Annotated in this window: 15 protein-coding genes and 1 tRNA gene; 12 read left to right on the top strand and 4 right to left on the bottom strand. The window is 72.6% G+C overall.

Annotated features, from left to right (window positions below):
* The first annotated feature begins 54 nt into the window (after positions 1-54).
* The 4 genes from DEJ34_RS10945 (at position 55) to DEJ34_RS10930 (ending at position 3,632) form a co-directional block, all read left to right on the top strand.
* A complete protein-coding gene (locus DEJ34_RS10945) occupies positions 55-426 on the top strand; it encodes a hypothetical protein (RefSeq protein ID WP_110824646.1) in 372 nt (123 codons plus the stop codon).
* A 59-nt stretch (positions 427-485) separates the two neighbouring features.
* Positions 486-1,415 (top strand): 1,4-dihydroxy-2-naphthoyl-CoA synthase, encoded by a 930-nt coding sequence (locus DEJ34_RS10940; protein WP_110824645.1) that lies wholly within the window; start codon positions 486-488, stop codon positions 1,413-1,415.
* Entirely contained in the window at positions 1,415-2,551 is a 1,137-nt protein-coding gene (locus tag DEJ34_RS10935) for an AMP-binding protein (protein ID WP_110900487.1), read from the top strand. The genes DEJ34_RS10940 and DEJ34_RS10935 overlap by 1 nt, the downstream gene beginning before the upstream one ends.
* An 85-nt stretch (positions 2,552-2,636) precedes the next feature.
* Entirely contained in the window at positions 2,637-3,632 is a 996-nt protein-coding gene (locus tag DEJ34_RS10930; protein WP_258365933.1) for a 1,4-dihydroxy-2-naphthoate polyprenyltransferase, read from the top strand.
* A gap of 22 nt (positions 3,633-3,654) precedes the next feature.
* On the opposite strand, the gene DEJ34_RS10925 is transcribed toward DEJ34_RS10930, so the two are convergent.
* Entirely contained in the window at positions 3,655-3,966 is a 312-nt protein-coding gene (locus DEJ34_RS10925; protein WP_110900488.1) for a DUF4229 domain-containing protein, read from the bottom strand.
* A gap of 81 nt (positions 3,967-4,047) precedes the next feature.
* Here DEJ34_RS10925 and DEJ34_RS10920 point away from each other — a divergent pair, with 81 nt between their 5' ends.
* Together DEJ34_RS10920 and menD are read left to right on the top strand one after the other, a co-directional pair.
* A complete protein-coding gene (locus DEJ34_RS10920; protein ID WP_110900489.1) occupies positions 4,048-4,419 on the top strand; it encodes a PLDc N-terminal domain-containing protein in 372 nt (123 codons plus the stop codon).
* A gap of 103 nt (positions 4,420-4,522) precedes the next feature.
* Positions 4,523-6,184 (top strand): 2-succinyl-5-enolpyruvyl-6-hydroxy-3-cyclohexene-1-carboxylic-acid synthase, encoded by a 1,662-nt coding sequence (gene menD, locus DEJ34_RS10915; RefSeq protein ID WP_284180682.1) that lies wholly within the window; start codon positions 4,523-4,525, stop codon positions 6,182-6,184.
* A gap of 58 nt (positions 6,185-6,242) precedes the next feature.
* Here menD and DEJ34_RS10910 read toward each other — a convergent pair whose 3' ends face one another.
* Positions 6,243-7,502 (bottom strand): isochorismate synthase, encoded by a 1,260-nt coding sequence (locus DEJ34_RS10910; RefSeq protein ID WP_110900491.1) that lies wholly within the window; start codon positions 7,500-7,502, stop codon positions 6,243-6,245.
* A gap of 148 nt (positions 7,503-7,650) precedes the next feature.
* Here DEJ34_RS10910 and DEJ34_RS10905 point away from each other — a divergent pair, with 148 nt between their 5' ends.
* The 4 genes from DEJ34_RS10905 to DEJ34_RS10890 are packed head-to-tail and all read left to right on the top strand — an operon-like array spanning position 7,651 to position 12,152.
* Positions 7,651-8,445: a demethylmenaquinone methyltransferase gene (locus DEJ34_RS10905; protein ID WP_110824639.1), complete on the top strand. Its 795-nt coding sequence runs from the start codon at positions 7,651-7,653 to the stop codon at positions 8,443-8,445.
* A 48-nt stretch (positions 8,446-8,493) separates the two neighbouring features.
* Complete coding sequence (locus DEJ34_RS10900) at positions 8,494-9,570, top strand: polyprenyl synthetase family protein (RefSeq protein WP_110890033.1); 1,077 nt, start codon at positions 8,494-8,496, stop codon at positions 9,568-9,570.
* 57 nt (positions 9,571-9,627) lie between these two features.
* Positions 9,628-11,004 carry an FAD-dependent oxidoreductase gene (locus DEJ34_RS10895; RefSeq protein ID WP_110890032.1) on the top strand — a complete coding sequence of 459 codons (1,377 nt, stop codon included), beginning with the start codon at positions 9,628-9,630 and terminating at the stop codon, positions 11,002-11,004.
* A 2-nt stretch (positions 11,005-11,006) separates the two neighbouring features.
* On the top strand, positions 11,007-12,152 hold the full coding sequence (locus DEJ34_RS10890) for a heparan-alpha-glucosaminide N-acetyltransferase domain-containing protein (RefSeq protein ID WP_181420582.1): 1,146 nt from the start codon (positions 11,007-11,009) through the stop codon (positions 12,150-12,152).
* On the opposite strand, the gene cls is transcribed toward DEJ34_RS10890, so the two are convergent.
* Both cls and DEJ34_RS10880 read right to left on the bottom strand, forming a co-directional pair.
* Positions 12,133-13,593 (bottom strand): cardiolipin synthase, encoded by a 1,461-nt coding sequence (gene cls / locus DEJ34_RS10885; RefSeq protein ID WP_110900494.1) that lies wholly within the window; start codon positions 13,591-13,593, stop codon positions 12,133-12,135. The two genes, DEJ34_RS10890 and cls, sit on opposite strands and share 20 nt — an antisense overlap.
* A gap of 28 nt (positions 13,594-13,621) precedes the next feature.
* A complete protein-coding gene (locus DEJ34_RS10880; RefSeq protein ID WP_110890029.1) occupies positions 13,622-14,110 on the bottom strand; it encodes a YajQ family cyclic di-GMP-binding protein in 489 nt (162 codons plus the stop codon).
* 244 nt (positions 14,111-14,354) lie between these two features.
* Here DEJ34_RS10880 and DEJ34_RS10875 point away from each other — a divergent pair.
* Positions 14,355-14,437, top strand: a tRNA-Tyr gene (locus DEJ34_RS10875).
* Positions 14,438-14,643: 206 nt separating this feature from the next.
* Positions 14,644-15,477 (top strand): inositol monophosphatase family protein, encoded by an 834-nt coding sequence (locus tag DEJ34_RS10870; RefSeq protein WP_110900495.1) that lies wholly within the window; start codon positions 14,644-14,646, stop codon positions 15,475-15,477.
* Positions 15,478-15,562 lie beyond the last annotated feature (85 nt).

Genomic DNA, 15,562 nt, shown 5'->3' with positions numbered 1-15,562 from the left:
CACCGTCCACGGAGCCGACCGTGGAGCGACGAGGTGGATCGACGAGGAGGCCCGGTGGCGACCGACGAGTTCGCGCGGCTCATGCGCCAGGGCACCGTCGACGTCCGCCGTCAACCTGCCGACCGCCGTCGCCGCAACCCCGTCATCGGGAAGATCGCGCTCGGCCTGGCCGTCGTCGCCGCGGCGGTGGACGCGAGCGCCTTCGCCGTCTTCATGGGCGGGGACACCACGTTCGCGTTCGGCATCTGCTTCGTGGTCGTCTTCCTCACCCTGGTCGCGGCGGTCCTCGGGTTCATCTCGGCCGTCGGGTCGTTCGGCCGCTGGTACGGGGTCGTCGGGGTCGTGCTCGCCTTCTTCGCGAACCCGGTGATCCTGATCGTGCTCGTCGTCATCGTCGCGCCGGAGATGCTCGCCGGCATGCAGTAGGAGCGGTCCGACCGGGCGGGAGCGGACCTGGCCACCGGGGCCCGCGGTAGGTTCGGGACATGCCCTCTGCCGTCTCCGACCTGTTCGACCCCGACGTCTGGACCGCTGCTCCGATCGCCGAGCGGTTCACCGACGTCACTTACCACAAGCACGTCTCCGGCGGCATCGTCCGGGTGGCGTTCGACCGCCCCGAGGTACGGAACGCCTTCCGCCCGCGTACGGTCGACGAGCTCCACCGGGCACTGGACGACGCCCGCCAGGACCCCCGCGTCGGCGTGGTCCTGCTCACCGGCAACGGACCGAGCCCGAAGGACGGCGGGTGGGCGTTCTGTTCCGGCGGCGACCAGCGCATCCGGGGCCGGAGCGGCTACCAGTACGTGGGCGACGAGGGCGCTCCGCCGGAGGGCGTCGACCCCGCTGCCGCCCAGGCGTCGATGGGACGGCTGCACATCCTCGAGGTGCAGCGCCTCATCCGGATGATGCCGAAGGTCGTCATCGCGGTCGTCCCCGGATGGGCAGCGGGCGGCGGGCACTCGCTGCACGCGGTCTGCGACCTCACCATCGCGAGCGCGGAGCACGGGAAGTTCAAGCAGACCGACGCCGACGTCGGCTCCTTCGACGGTGGCTACGGCAGCGCCTACTACGCGAAGCAGATCGGCCAGAAGCTCGCGCGTGAGGTCTTCTTCCTGGCCGAGGAGTACTCCGCCCAGCGTGCCTACGAGATGGGCGCCGTGAACAAGGTCGTGCCGCACGAGGACCTGGAGCGCGAGGCCATCCGCTGGGGCGAGACGATCCTGGGCAAGTCGCCGACCGCGATCCGGATGCTCAAGTACGCCTTCAACGCGGTGGACGACGGCATGGTCGGTCAGCAGGTCTTCGCCGGCGAGGCCACGCGGTTGGCGTACGGCACGGACGAGGCCGTCGAGGGCCGCGACTCCTTCCTCGAGAAGCGCTCGCCGGACTGGACCGCGTTCCCCTGGCACTACTGATGCCGCGTCCGCTGGTCGCGACGAGCGCGGCCGACCCGCTGGTCGTGCTCCGCGGACTGGAGGCCGCCCTGACCGGCGGCCCCGCACTGCTCCCCGTCGCGGTGGACGGTCCGCCGCTGCCGACGCGAGCGCCGACCCACGTCCCGCAGGGGGTCGCCCTGGTCGTCGAGACGAGCGGCTCCACCGGGACGGGCAAGCGCGTGGCGCTGTCTGCGGCGGCGCTGGTCGCCGGTGCCGCCGCCGCGGACGCGGCCCTCGGCGGTCCGGGCGGCTGGGTGCTCGCCCTGCCGACCCACTACATCGCGGGCCTCAACGTGCTGACCCGGTCGATCGTCGCGGGCACGACCCCGGTCGTCGTCCCGCCCGGGCACTTCGACGCCGGGGCGTTCGCCGACGCAGCGGACCGGCTCGAGGTCGGCCCGGCAGGCCCGCGTCGGTACACCTCGCTCGTGCCCGTCCAGCTCGCGCGCGTGCTCGACGACCCCCGGGCCACCGCGGCCCTGGCGCGGTTCGACGCGGTGCTGGTCGGCGGGCAGGCGACCCCCGCCGCACTGTCCGACCGGGCGCGCGGTGCCGGTGTCCGCGTCGTGACGACGTACGGCGCGAGCGAGACGAGCGGGGGCTGCGTCTACGACGGCGTCCCCTTCGACACCGTCCACGCCGAGGTGCTCGACGGCGAGCTGCAGCTGACCGGACCGATGCTCGCCGAGGGGTACCTCGGTGACGACGAGCGGACAGCGGCCGTCTTCACCGAGCGTGACGGCCGTCGCTGGTACCGCACCGGTGACGCCGCGACGATCGAGGACGGACGCGTCCGGGTGTCCGGTCGACTGGACGACGTGGTCGTCTCCGGCGGGGAGAAGGTCCCGCTCGGCGCGGTGGAGCGGGTCGTGCGCGAGCTGCCGGGCCAGGACGGCGCGGTCGTGACGCGCCGGGCGTCGGGGGAGTGGGGCGAGGTGCCGGTCGTGGTGACGGAGCGGGCCGTGCCGCTCGAGGTCGTCCGGGCCCGCGTCGGCGACGCACTCGGCCGTGCCGCCCGTCCCGCCGTGGTGCTCGTCGTGGACCGCATGCCGATGCTCCCGTCGGGCAAGCCCGACCGACGAGCCGTCCGCGCGCTGGCCGATCCGGACGCCTGAGCAGCCCGGGCTCCTGACCCGCCGGGTCGTCCCGCCGGTGGTGGTCGTGCGACGGACGCACCACGCGCGGATACGATGGGCGGTCGTGGCAGGAGCGAAGAAGACGACACGTCCCAAGGGCAGGTCCGGCAACCCGGCGAAGGCGGCAGCGCCGCAGCGGAACACCCGCCGCGCGACCGCGAGCGACTGGATCGGCGGAGCACGGCTGCGGACCCTGACGCTCGGCGTCGTCCCGGTGGTCCTCGGAACCGGGGTGGCCTACGTCGACAGCCGGGTCCCCGGTGACTTCGGCTCGTTCCTGTCGACGGACGGACGCGTCGCCATCGCGCTGCTCGCCCTCGCCGTGGCGCTGTTCCTGCAGATCGGCGTCAACTACAGCAACGACTACTCGGACGGGGTCCGCGGCACGGACGAGTTCCGGGTCGGTCCGGCCCGGCTCACCGGATCGGGGCTCGCCCGACCGCGGACGGTCCTGACGGTGGCGCTGACGTTCTTCGGTCTCGCGGCGGTCGCCGGCCTCGTCATCGTGCTGCTCACCCAGCTGTGGTGGCTGCTCTTCGTCGGAGCAGCAGCCATCGTCGCCGCCTGGTTCTACACCGGTGGGAAGAAGCCCTACGGGTACAACGCGCTCGGCGAGGTCTTCGTCTTCGTGTTCTTCGGGCTGGTCGCGGTGCTCGGCACCCAGTTCGTGCTCATCCGTCAGGTCACCCTGAGCGGCTGGGCCGCAGCGGTCGCCGCGGGCCTGTTCGCGTGCGCCGTCCTCATGGTGAACAACATCCGTGACATCGACGAGGACACCGCGGCGGGCAAGCGCACCCTGGCGGTCGTGGTCGGTCGGCCGGTCGCCCGCGTGCTGTTCGCGCTCTTCCTGATGCTGCCGTACGTCGTGCTCGTCTGGTTCGTGTTGCTCTACTTCCGGAGCGGGTACACGTACTTCTCGCTCCTGCTCGCGCTGCCGGCGCTGGCGATCGGCGTGTCCTCGCGCAAGCCCCGGGAACTCATCACGGCGTTGCAGCTGTCGTCGTTCTCGGCGCTGGCGTTCGGGGTCGTGCTCGCCGCGACGCTCGCCGTCCAGCCGTAGCGGCCGGACGCCTGCGCTGCCGCTACTGCTTCGCGGTGTCGGTGCCGCCCGTGCCGGTGCGGCCCGCCTCGTGAGCGGGGTCGGTGTCGGCGGCGTCGACGAAGTCGTCCTCGAAGTCGCTGTCGGCGTCGCGCTCCGGGCGGGCCCGGCGCTGGGCGATCGACGACGTCACGGCGCTCCGGAGTCCGGGCAGCGCGATGTACGACACGAGCAGGCCGATCAGGGCTGCGCCGATCGCCGCCCAGTACCAGGGCAGGCCGACCAGCAGCAGCAGGAGGAGCGCCGCCGCGAAGATGCCGAGCCGGGCGAGGGTGTAGACGAGCCACGCTTTCATCTTGCAAGTGTACGGACGCACGGCTCGGCGTCGCCGTGACGGTCGGAGGGCGGTCACAGGCTGCCGACCTAGACTCCGGAGATGGTCAGACTGTGGCTCGTCATCGTCGTCGCCGCCGTGGCGTTCACGGTGTTCGCGCTCATCGACTGCGCCACCATGCCCCGGTCCCGCGTGCGGTCGCTGCGGAAGGGCATCTGGGTCCTGCTCGTCCTCGTGCTCCCGGTCGTCGGCGGCGTGCTGTGGTTCCTGCTCGGCCGGACGTCGGCGCGCGGGCAGCGCGGTGGCGGGGGCGGCGGTGCCGGGTACCGTGGTCCCGAAGACGACCCGGACTTCCTCGGGGGCACGACGCCTCCCGGGCTGCTGAGCGATGACAAGGACCAGGACGACGCGACCCTCCGATCCCTCGAAGAACAGTTCCACGACGGCGACGACGACGGCCGCCCCGATCGCTGACGGACCGTCCGCTGACGGACCGTCCGCTGACGGCAGCGTCGCGTCCGGCAGCCCCGCGACCGACTTCGCACTCGCGTTCCTGCAGGAGCTCGCGCGGGCCGGCGTGACCGATGTCGTCGTGAGTCCCGGTTCCCGTTCGCAGGCCCTGGCACTCGCGGCCGTCGCCCTCGAGCGCGCGGGCGGCATCAGCGTGCACGTGCGCCTCGACGAGCGGACGGCCGGGTTCTTCGCGCTCGGTCTCGCGGTCGAGTCCGGTCGACCCGCTGCGGTCGTCACGACCTCGGGCACCGCGGTCGCGAACCTGCACCCTGCCGTGCTCGAGGCACACCACTCCGGCGTGCCGATGATCGTCGTCTCGGCCGACCGGCCCGCCGAACTCCGCGGGATCGGCAGCAACCAGACCACCGTTCAGCCGGGCATGTTCGGGTCGGCCGTCGACTTCGTCCGGGACGTGCAGGCGCCGAGCACCCACGGGGTGGACGACGACGTGCGCGCCACCGTCCGGGCCCTGGTCCGGGAGGCCGTGGCCGCTGCCGCCGGTCACGCGGGGCAGCCCGGCCCGGTCCAGCTCGACCTCGCGTTCCGCGAACCGCTCTCCGCCGGACTCGACGGCGTCGAGGGCGTCCCGGACGACGAGGTCGACCGCGAGTACGCGCTCCGCCGCACGGCCGCAGCGCTGCCGGCGGCGGAACTCGCCCCCGACGACGAGCCGGCCACGGTCGTGATCGCCGGGCACGACGCCGGCGTCGACGCCGAGCGCATCGCGTGGGAGCTCGGAGCGCCACTGCTCGCCGAGGTCTCCAGCGGGGCGCGCTTCGGACGCAACGCCGTAGCGGCCTACCGGGACCTCCTCCGGGACGAGTCCTTCGGCGGTCGTGTGCGTCGGGCCGTCGTGCTCGGGCACCCGACGCTGAGCCGCGAGGTGCCGGCGCTCCTGCAGCGCGCGGACGTCGAGACGATCGTAGTCCGCGGAGCCGGTGCCGACGTGTACGATCCGGCACGGGCCTCCCGGCCGTCGGCGTCCACGCAGGTCGTCTCGGACGTCCGCGTGACCGGACCGACCGGCCCCGCGCACCGCGCCTGGGTCGGACGCTGGGTGGCGGCGAGCCGGTCGCTGCTCGGCGGCGGCGACGCCGGACCGGACCTCGACGCGAAGCGGTCCGCGGACCGCGCCGAACGGAACCGGTTCCTCAAGGACGAGGTCGCGCTGCGCCGTCGTCCGGTGGACCGGGCCATGCTCGCTGAGGCCGTGTGGGGAGCGACGTGGCCGCACGACCGACTGGTCTTCGGGGCGTCCCAGATCATCCGCGAGGCCGACATGACCGTCCCGGGCAAGAAGATCCGGGTGCACGCGAACCGGGGTCTGGCGGGCATCGACGGGACGATCTCGACAGCGCTCGGCATCGCGACCGCGCTCGAGGCCGCGGCCGGCACGGTCGGCACGACCCGCGTCGTCGTCGGGGACCTCACGTTCCTGCACGACCTCGGGGGTCTCGTCACCGGGACCGAGGAACACCGCCCACGACTCCAGGTCGTCGTGGGGAACGACGGCGGCGGCGCGATCTTCCGCGGACTCGAGGTCGCCGCGACCACGGCACCCGAGGACATGCGGCGGATGATGACGACGCCGCAGCACGTCGACGTCGAGCGCGTCGTGACCGGGCTCGGGTGGGAGTACCGGCGCGCGGCGACGTGGGGGGACCTGGAGCGCGTGCTGACCGACCCCGCCGGACGTGTGGTCATCGAGGTGCCGCTGGCGGACTGAGCGTTGCGGACCGGACGGTCGTCCGGACGTCCGCTTGTCCGGCCGGTCGTCCCGGCGCTCAGGCCAGGGCGTCCGTGATCGGTCGGAACTTCAGCCGCGTCTCCGCCACCTCGCGCGCCGGGTCCGAACCGGCGACGATCCCGGCACCGGCCCAGGCACGGACGGTCCCGTCGTCCTCGATCTGCGCGCTCCGCAGGGCGAGCATCCACTCGCCGTCACCGGAGGCCCCGAGCCAGCCGACGGGACCGGCGTACCGACCGCGGTCCACGCCCTCGAGCTCGGTGACCAGGCGGACGGCGACGTCGGTCGGGGTGCCCGCGACGGCGGCGGTCGGGTGCAGCGCGTCGGCCACGTCGAGCGCGGTGACCCCGGCGGGCAGCACGGCCTCGACGTCGCTGGCGAGGTGCCACAGGTTCGGCAGTTGCAGCCGGAACGGTTGCGGGTCGACGCGGAGGTCGGCTGCGATCGGACGCAGCGAGGCGACGAGGCTCGAGATCGCGAAGGCGTGCTCCTGCAGGTCCTTCGCGCTGGCGGCGAGCGTCTCCGCGGCCACGCGGTCGCTCTCCGCGTCGGCACCGCGGGCAGCGCTGCCGGCGAGCACCCGTGCGGTCAGCGTCCGGCCCTCGGTCCGGGCGAGCGTCTCGGGGGTGGCGCCGACGAGCCCGTCGACCGCGAAGGTGACGCAGGACGGGTACGCGGCCGCCAGGTCGAGCAGGACCGCGCGGCGGTCGGCGCCGGGCGGCAGCGTCCCGACCAGGTCCCGCGCCAACACGACCTTCTGCGCGCGGCCGTCCGCGATGGCACCGACCGCGGCGGCGACCGAGGCGGCGTACGCGTCCTCGTCCACCGCACCCGGGCGGAGCGGCACCGAGACGTGCGGGCCGACGCGGGGGACCGGGACCGACGTGCTCGAGAACGGCAGGGGTGCGGGGGAGTCCGTCGTGTCGATCGCGGTGATCCACGCGCGACCCCGCCGACGGCCGACCACGACACGCGGCACGATGAGCACGCTCGTCGCGTCGGAGTCGTCCGCGAAGGCGAACGTCCCGAACGCCACCAGTCCGCTACCCCGCATGCGCACCGGGTCGTCGACGGTGGCGGCGGCGGTGACGTCGCGCCAGACGGCGGACGCCTCGCGCATCCGACCCGGGCCGGAGAACTCGAACCGGAGCGCCTCGCCGATGCCGACGATCCCGTCCCCGTTCCGCACGAAGGCCAACGGGTGTTCGGCGAGGGTGTGGCGGAGCACGGCGCCCGGGTCGTCGAGGATCCGGGTCGAGACCGTGAGCGGCTGCACCGCTGTGGCGGGACGGGTCACGGACCGATGCTACGCGCCGACCCGCACGGCGGCCGCCGGGTCCCGGGGCGGGTGTGCACACCGCCGCGCCCGTGCGGGACGCGCCCGGGGTGCTCCACTCCTGCACGGCTGCCGGGAAGCGCCGGGTCGCGGGCTCTAGGATGACCAGGTGAGCAGAGCGGACATGCACAAGCGGCCGGACGAAGTGGCGGCCATGTTCGACGACGTCGCGGCGAAGTACGACCTGACCAACGACATCCTGTCGGCCGGCAACGCCCCGCTGTGGCGCGTCGCGACGGTCAAGGCCGTCGACCCCCAGCCGGGCGAGCGCGTGCTCGACCTCGCGGCGGGGACGGGCACGAGCTCGGCGGCCCTCGCCAAGAAGGGTGCCGAGGTCACGGCACTCGACCTGTCGTCCGGCATGATCGCGGTCGGTCGTGAGCGCCACCCCGAGATCACCTTCGTGGAGGGCGACGCGGAGCACCTGCCGTTCGAGGACGAGTCCTTCGACGCGGTCACGATCTCGTTCGGGCTGCGCAACGTCAACGACCCGATGCAGGCACTCACCGAGATGCTCCGCGTCCTCAAGCCCGGTGGCCGGCTCGTCATCTGCGAGTTCTCGACGCCGCCGTTCGCCGCACTCCGGTTCGGCTACAACACGTACCTCAAGCGCGTGCTGCCGGGCATCGCCAAGCTCTCCAGCAGCAACCCGGCCGCGTACCGCTACCTGGCCGAGTCGATCGAGGCATGGCCCGAGCAGCAGGTCCTCAGCCAGTGGCTCCGCGGCGTCGGCTTCACGATGGTGGCGCACCGCAACCTGACCGCCGGGATCGTCGCGCTGCACCGCGGCCGGAAGCCCGTCGCCGGCAGCGTCCGCGAGTCGGCTGCCCGTCGTGCGAAGGCGCGTCGGGACCACCAGCCGACGGGCGAGCAGCCCCGCGTCGAGCCCGAGGCCCAGGCCTAGGCCCCGCGGCCCAGGTCCCCACCGCCACCTGCGAGTACGGAGCAGCAGTTGAACCCGAGTGTCCCGGTCGCACGACGCGCGCCGAGTCTCCGAGCCTCCCTGGGCATCGGGGAGCGGCTGTTCGCCACCCCCGCGGACCGGCGCTTCATCGCTGCGGTCGACGACGGTCTCGAGCTCGTCGAGCAGGGGCTCGAGGACGCCATGCGCTCCGCCGACACGCTGGCGGACACGACCAGCCGCTACCTGCTCTCCGCCGGCGGCAAGCGCATCCGCCCGACCCTGACGCTCCTCATCGCCCAGCTCGGCGACGGCGTGACCGACCACGTCGTGAAGGCCGCGGTGAGCGTGGAGATGACCCACCTGGCGTCGCTCTACCACGACGACGTCATGGACGAGGCGCCGGTGCGCCGCGGTGTCCCGGCCGCCCACGTCACGTACGGCAACAACATCGCGATCCTGACGGGCGACCTGCTCTTCGCCCGCGCCTCGCTCATCACGGCGGACCTCGGGCCGGAGGGCATCCGCATGCAGGCGGAGACCTTCCAGCGCCTCTGCATGGGGCAGCTGCACGAGACGACGGGCCCGCAGCCCGACGACGACCCGGTCGAGCACTACATCCAGGTCCTCAGCGACAAGACCGGCTCGCTCATCGCCACCGCAGCCCGGGCCGGCGTGATGTTCTCCGGGGCGGACCGCTCGCTGCTCGACGCCGTCGGCACGTTCGGGGAGAAGGTCGGCGTCGCGTTCCAGCTCGTCGACGACGTCATCGACCTCGCCCCGGCGAAGGACAAGACTGGCAAGATCGCCGGCAACGACCTCCGCGCCGGTGTCGACACGCTGCCGCTGCTCCAGCTCCGCCGTCGCGCCTCGGCCGACCCGGGCGCAGCGGCGCTGCTCGCGCGCATCGAGCGCGACGTGCGGGACGCCCCCGACGACGCCGTCCACTCGGAGGCGTACCAGAGCGCGGTCGCCGAACTCCACGACCACGAGGCGACACGGGCCACCCGGGCCCTCGCCGCCGGTTGGGCCGACGAGGCGGTGGCCGCACTGGCCCCGCTGCCGGACGGCACGGTGAAACGAGCCCTCACCCGGTTCGCGGAGACGGTCGTCGACCGCAGCCGCTGACCCGCGGCGGCGGTCCTCGGCCGCGTCCGCTGACCTGAACGAACTGGAGACCGATCAGTGCCCACCCTCCGACTCGCCATCGTCGGCGCCGGTCCGGCCGGCATCTACGCCGCGGACATCCTCCTGCGGGAGGCACGTGGCTTCGACGTCTCGATCGACCTCTTCGAGCAACTCCCGGCCCCGTACGGGCTGGTCCGGTACGGCGTCGCGCCCGACCACCCGCGCATCAAGGGCATCGTCAACGCGCTCCGCGACGTGCTCGACCGGGGTGACATCCGGATCTTCGGCAACGTGCGGTTCGGTCAGGACATCACCCTCGACGACCTGAAGCGGCACTACAACGCGGTCGTGTTCTCGACCGGCGCCATCAAGGACGCCGACCTCGACATCCCGGGCATCGACCTGGACGGGTCGTACGGAGCCGCGGACTTCGTCAGCTGGTTCGACGGGCACCCCGACGTCCCGCGCACCTGGCCGCTCACGGCGGAGAGCGTCGCGGTGATCGGCAACGGCAACGTGGCCCTCGACGTCTCCCGCATCCTCGCGAAGCACGCCGAGGACCTGCTGCCCACCGAGATCCCGGCGAACGTCTACGAGGGGCTGCGCTCCTCGCCGGTCACGGACGTGCATGTGTTCGGTCGCCGTGGACCCGCGCAGGTGAAGTTCACGCCGCTGGAGCTCCGCGAGCTCGGCGAACTCCGCGACGTCGACATGGTCGTGTACGACGAGGACTTCGACCACGACGAGGCCTCGAAGCTCGCGATCCAGACGAACAAGCAGGTCACCGTCATCGACCGTGTCCTGCAGCAGTGGCGGAAGCGCGAGGTCGGCACGGCCAGCCGCCGCCTGCACCTGCACTTCTACGCGAAGCCACTCGAACTGCTCGGTGACGAGGACGGGAAGGTCCGCGCCATCCGCTACGAGCGCACCCGTCCGGACGGGCAGGGCGGCGTCGAGGGCACGGGGGAGGTCCGGGAGCTGCCGATCCAGGCGCTGTACCGCGCCGTCGGGTACGTCGGTTCGCCGCTGCCCGGCGTCCCCTTCGACGAGCGCTACGGCGTCATCCCGAACCACGAGGGTCAGGTGCTCGACGCCGACGCCACCCCGATCCCGGGCGTCTACGCGACCGGCTGGATCAAGCGTGGTCCGGTCGGCCTCATCGGCCACACGAAGTCCGACGCGATGGAGACCGTGCAGCACATCGTCACCGACCAGGGCAGCTGGTGGACGCCGGAGGACCCGTCCGAGGAGGCCGTCCCGGCGCTCCTCCGCGAACGCGGCGTCGACTTCACCGACCTGGACGGATGGCACGCGCTCGACGAGCACGAGATCGCGCTCGGCGAGGCGGAGGGCCGCGCACGCGTCAAGGTCGTGCCGCGGGACGAGATGATCGACGTCTCGCTCCGCCGCAGCCGCGCCGGGTCCCAGGGCTGACCATGACCGGAACGCGCCCGGCACCCCACACCGGGGTGCCGGGCGCGCCGTCGTCCGGGCGCCTGGTGGGTGTCGACGTCGCCCGTGCGGTCGCGCTGCTCGGCATGATGGCGGCGCACGTCGGCGACGTGGCCGAGCAGGTCGACTGGGCCGACCCGGCGAGCTGGGGCGCCGTGGTGAACGGGCGCTCGGCGGCGCTGTTCGCCGTCCTCGCCGGGGTGTCGATCGGACTCGTCAGCGGCCGGGAGGCGCCTCCCGGCCCGCCGACGATCGGACGCATCCGGGCACGCCTGGCGCTCCGGGCCGTGGTCGTGGTCGCCGTCGGGCTGCTGCTCATGATGCTCGGCACGCCGGTCTACGTGGTCCTGCCGACGTACGGCGCGCTGTTCCTGCTCGCGCTGCCCGTCCTCCGCTGGCGGCCGTGGGCGTTGCTCGTGCTCGCCGCGGCGTGTGCGCTCGCGTCCGCACCGGTCGTGATCGCGGTCCTGCCGGTGTACGCGGATGCCGCGATGGCCGGGGTGCAGCTCGGACTCGTCTACCCGGTGGTCACGTTCGCCGCGTACGTGTTCGTCGGCCTCGCCGTCGCGCGCACCCGCTCACGAGCGGACGGGACCGACACGGTGCGACAGGTCGTGCTCCTCCTGTCGGCCGCCGGGGTCGCCGCTGCCGCGTACGTCGTCGGTGCGGTGGCCGCGCCCGTGCCCGCGGACACCACCGGTGCGTTCCCGGGGGTGCCCTTCGTGCCGGCCGGCTCGGACACCGGGCAGGCGGTCGCGCAGGTGTTCCTGTCCCCACGCGACCACTCGTCGTCGATCGTCGACGTCGTCGGCACGGCCGCGGTCGCCGTCGCCGTGATCGCCCTGTGCCGCCTCGTGTTCGACGGACTCGGTCCGGTCCTCGCGCGGGTCGCGTTCCCGCTGGCCGCCGTCGGGTCGATGCCGCTCAGCGTCTACGCGCTGCACCTCGTCGTCATCGCGGCGTGGCCGGACCTGCCGCACGGGCCGACGACCTGGTGGGCGTTCACCGTCGGGGCCGTGCTGTTCGCGATGGCCTGGCGGACCTTCCTCGGCCGCGGACCGCTCGAACGGCTGACCGCGGCCGTCGCGTCGGTGGTGCCCCTCCGCCCCGCTACTGCAGCGCTGCGGTGAGCCGTGCGATGTTGTCGAAGACCCGTGACCGGCGGGGCCGCGCGAGCCATTCGTCGAGCGTGAGCTCGCGGCTCGCCGCACGGTAGTCGTCCTGCACCCCGCGCAGGGCCTGGACGAACGTGCGGCCGCGCACCATGACGGAGATCTCGAGGTTCAGCGTGAAGGAGCGCATGTCCATGTTGCTCGACCCGATCACGGCGACGTCGTCGTCGATCGTGAAGTGCTTCGCGTGCAGCACCGTCGGCGCGCGGTACAGCCAGATCCGCACGCCCGCACGCAGCAGCCCCTCGTAGTAGGAGCGCTGGGCGTGCCAGGTCATGGCGTGGTCGCCGATCTCCCCGACGAACAGCTCGACCTGCACCCCGCGCTGGGCCGTCGTCGTGATGGCGTAGAGCATCGAGTCGTCCGGCACGAAGTACGGGGACGTGATCGTCACCCGCTCCTGCGCCGAGTACAGCAGCGCGTTGAAGAGGCGGAGGTTGTTCTCGCCGTCGAACCCGGGACCGGACGGGACGACCTGGCAGTCCAGGGCGTCCGCGCGATCGGCACGGTGCACGGGATCGCTCTCGCGCAGCAGGAGTTCGTCGGTCTCGCTGTACCAGTCCGTGACGAACAGCGCGTTGATGCCTGCGACGACCGGACCCTCGAAGCGGGCGAACAGGTCGCGCCAGCGCAGGCCACGGTCGATGTTCGCCTTGAGGTCGTACGACCGGTCGATGAGGTTCTGGGACCCCGTGAACGCCACCGAACCGTCGACGACCAGGATCTTGCGGTGGTTGCGGAGGTCGGGACGCTGGAACTTCCCCTGCAGCGGCTGCAGCGGCAGCATGAGGTTCCACTCGATACCGGCCGCGTCGAGGAACGCGAGCGTCTCCTTGAAGTGCGGGTAGCTCTTGCTCGCCCAGTGGTCCATGAGGAACCGGACGGTCACGCCGCGAGCCCGTGCCCGCGCCAGGGACTCGAAGAACGGCCGCGTGGTGGGGTCGAGCGAGGCGATGTAGAACTCGACGTGCACGAACCGTCGCGCGTCGTCCACGGCGTTGGTCATCTCGGCGAACGCGTCGTCGTAGTGCGGGTACAGCTCGGCCTGGTTGCCACCGACCAGCGGCATCGCTCCGAGCTGACGGTTCAGGCGGGTGATGCTCTCGAGCCACGCCGGCCACAGGTGGTCGCGGCGGACGCGCTCGATGCCCTCGGTCTGCTCGAGGATGTAGCGGTTGATCTCGGTCTGCTTCTCCCGACGGGAGCGGGGCAGCTTCGTCGACCCGAGGACGAGGAACAGGATGAACCCGATGTACGGGATCAGGAAGATGGCGAGCAGCCAGCCGGTCGCGGTCTGCGGCTTGCGGTCGATCGGGACGTAGACGAGCGAGAACGCCCGGATCGCCAGGTCCAACAGGATGAGGACGACGACGAGTGCGACGACGAGCCAGTGCTCCACGGTGTCGGGTGCGGGGAGGGGCGGGCGGTCAGCGGAAGTTGATGAACTGGAGCGGCACGTCGAACTCTTCGCCCTTGAGCAGCTGGATCGTCTGCTGCAGGTCGTCGCGGCTCTTCGAGGACACGCGGAGCTCGTCGCCCTGCACCTGGCTCTTCACGCTCTTCGGCGCCTCTGCCCGGATGAAGGCGCCGATCTTCTTGGCGACGTCCTGCTCGATGCCGTTCTTGAACGACACGTCGATGCGGAACTCCTTGCCGGACGGGTACGGGTCACCCGCGTCGAGGCTCTTCAGGCTGATGCCGCGCTTGATCGCCTTCGTCTGGAGCACGTCGAGGACGGCCAGGGCACGCTCCTCGGTCGAGGCCTTGATGAGCACGTCCTCGCCGCTGAACGCGACCGATGCGCCGACGCCCTTGAAGTCGTAGCGTTGCTCGATCTCCTTCGCCGCCTGGTTGAGGGCGTTCTCCGCCTCCATCTTGTCGACCTTGCTGACCACGTCGAAGGAGCTGTCTGCCATGCCCGACAGCCTATCCGGCAGCAGGACGCCGCGTTCCTCCGGGCCGTACGGCTGTGGAGGACGTCGGTCCGGTCCGCGACCGGTGGCGTGGTGGCCAGGCACATCTCCGGACGGGCCGCCTGGAGGCCCGGTCCGCCCCCGCCTCGCGGCTGCGGCGGCGACCGTGGTCGCGAGCACTGCCGGACATCGGCTATGCTCTTCACCGCGCCTTCGGTCGGTGACGACACGGGCCGGGTGCGCACATGGCGAGTTACCCAAGCGGCCAAAGGGATCTGACTGTAAATCAGCCGGCGTATGCCTCCGGGGGTTCGAATCCCTCACTCGCCACCGTCCAGCAGGAAGCTGGGAGCACGGCCCCGTCTCCGGACGGGGCCGTTCGTGTTCCCGCCCCCGATCGTGATCCCGGTGCCATCCGTGTCCCCGCGGCTCTCCTCGATCGCGGTCCGTCCGCGTCCCGGTGCGGTCCGTGTCCCGGTGCGGTCCGTGGCCCGGGCACGGCCGGTCCGCGGGCGGCCTGGGGCAGGATCGAGGGCATGACAGACGCCCAGATCGTCACCGACGCCCCTGACGCCCTCGCCGACCTGGCCGAGTCGATCGCCCGCGAGGCCGCCGCGCTCGCCGTGCGTCGACGCGCGGAAGGCGTCGAGGTCGCCGACCGCAAGTCGAGCATCGCCGACGTCGTCACCGCCGCCGACCGGGAGGTCGAGGCCCTCATCCGGCGACGCATCGCCGAGGCCCGGCCCGACGACGCCTTCCTCGGCGAGGAGTCCGGGGCCGCCGCCGGTGCGTCCGGTCTCACCTGGGTGGTCGACCCGATCGACGGCACGGTCAACTACCTGTACGGCAGCCCGGCCTACGCGGTGAGCATCGCCGTCGTGCGCGGTGTCCCCGACCCGGCACTGTGGGAACCGGTCGCCGGGGTCGTCATCGCGCCCGCGACCGGGCAGGTGTACCGCGCGGTGGCCGACGGCGAAGCGACCCTCGACGGGCGGCCCCTCGCGGTCGCCGCCCCGGCGTCCCTGGCGGAGACCCTCGTCGCGACCGGCTTCGGCTACACCGCGGACCGGCGGTGGGAGCAGGCCGCGGTCCTCGCCGGGCTCATCACCGAGGTGCGGGACGTGCGCCGCGGGGGAGCGGCCGCGCTCGACTGCTGCGCGGTCGGGGCCGGGACGGTCGACGCCTACTACGAGCGGGGCATCAACCCGTGGGACATGGCGGCCGGCTCGATCGTCGCCGCTGCCGCGGGGGCCGTCGTCCGGACGTGGGAGGCCGGCGACACGCGGTCCTTCCTGTTCGCCGCGCCGAGCATCGCGGAGGACCTCGTCACCCTCGTCCGCACGCTCGAGGAGGACGTCCTCGGGGACTGAGTGACGCCACCCGCTCTGGGGGTCCTGCACGGACGACCACACGACTGGCGGGGAGCACCGACCTTTGCTAGCGTTCTGGAGTCCC

Source organism: Curtobacterium sp. MCPF17_050 (genome assembly GCF_003224435.2).
In the GTDB taxonomy this organism is placed as follows: domain Bacteria; phylum Actinomycetota; class Actinomycetes; order Actinomycetales; family Microbacteriaceae; genus Curtobacterium.
The sequence above is the reverse complement of the archived record's forward strand: the minus strand, read 5'-3'. Positions and strand labels throughout refer to the sequence as shown.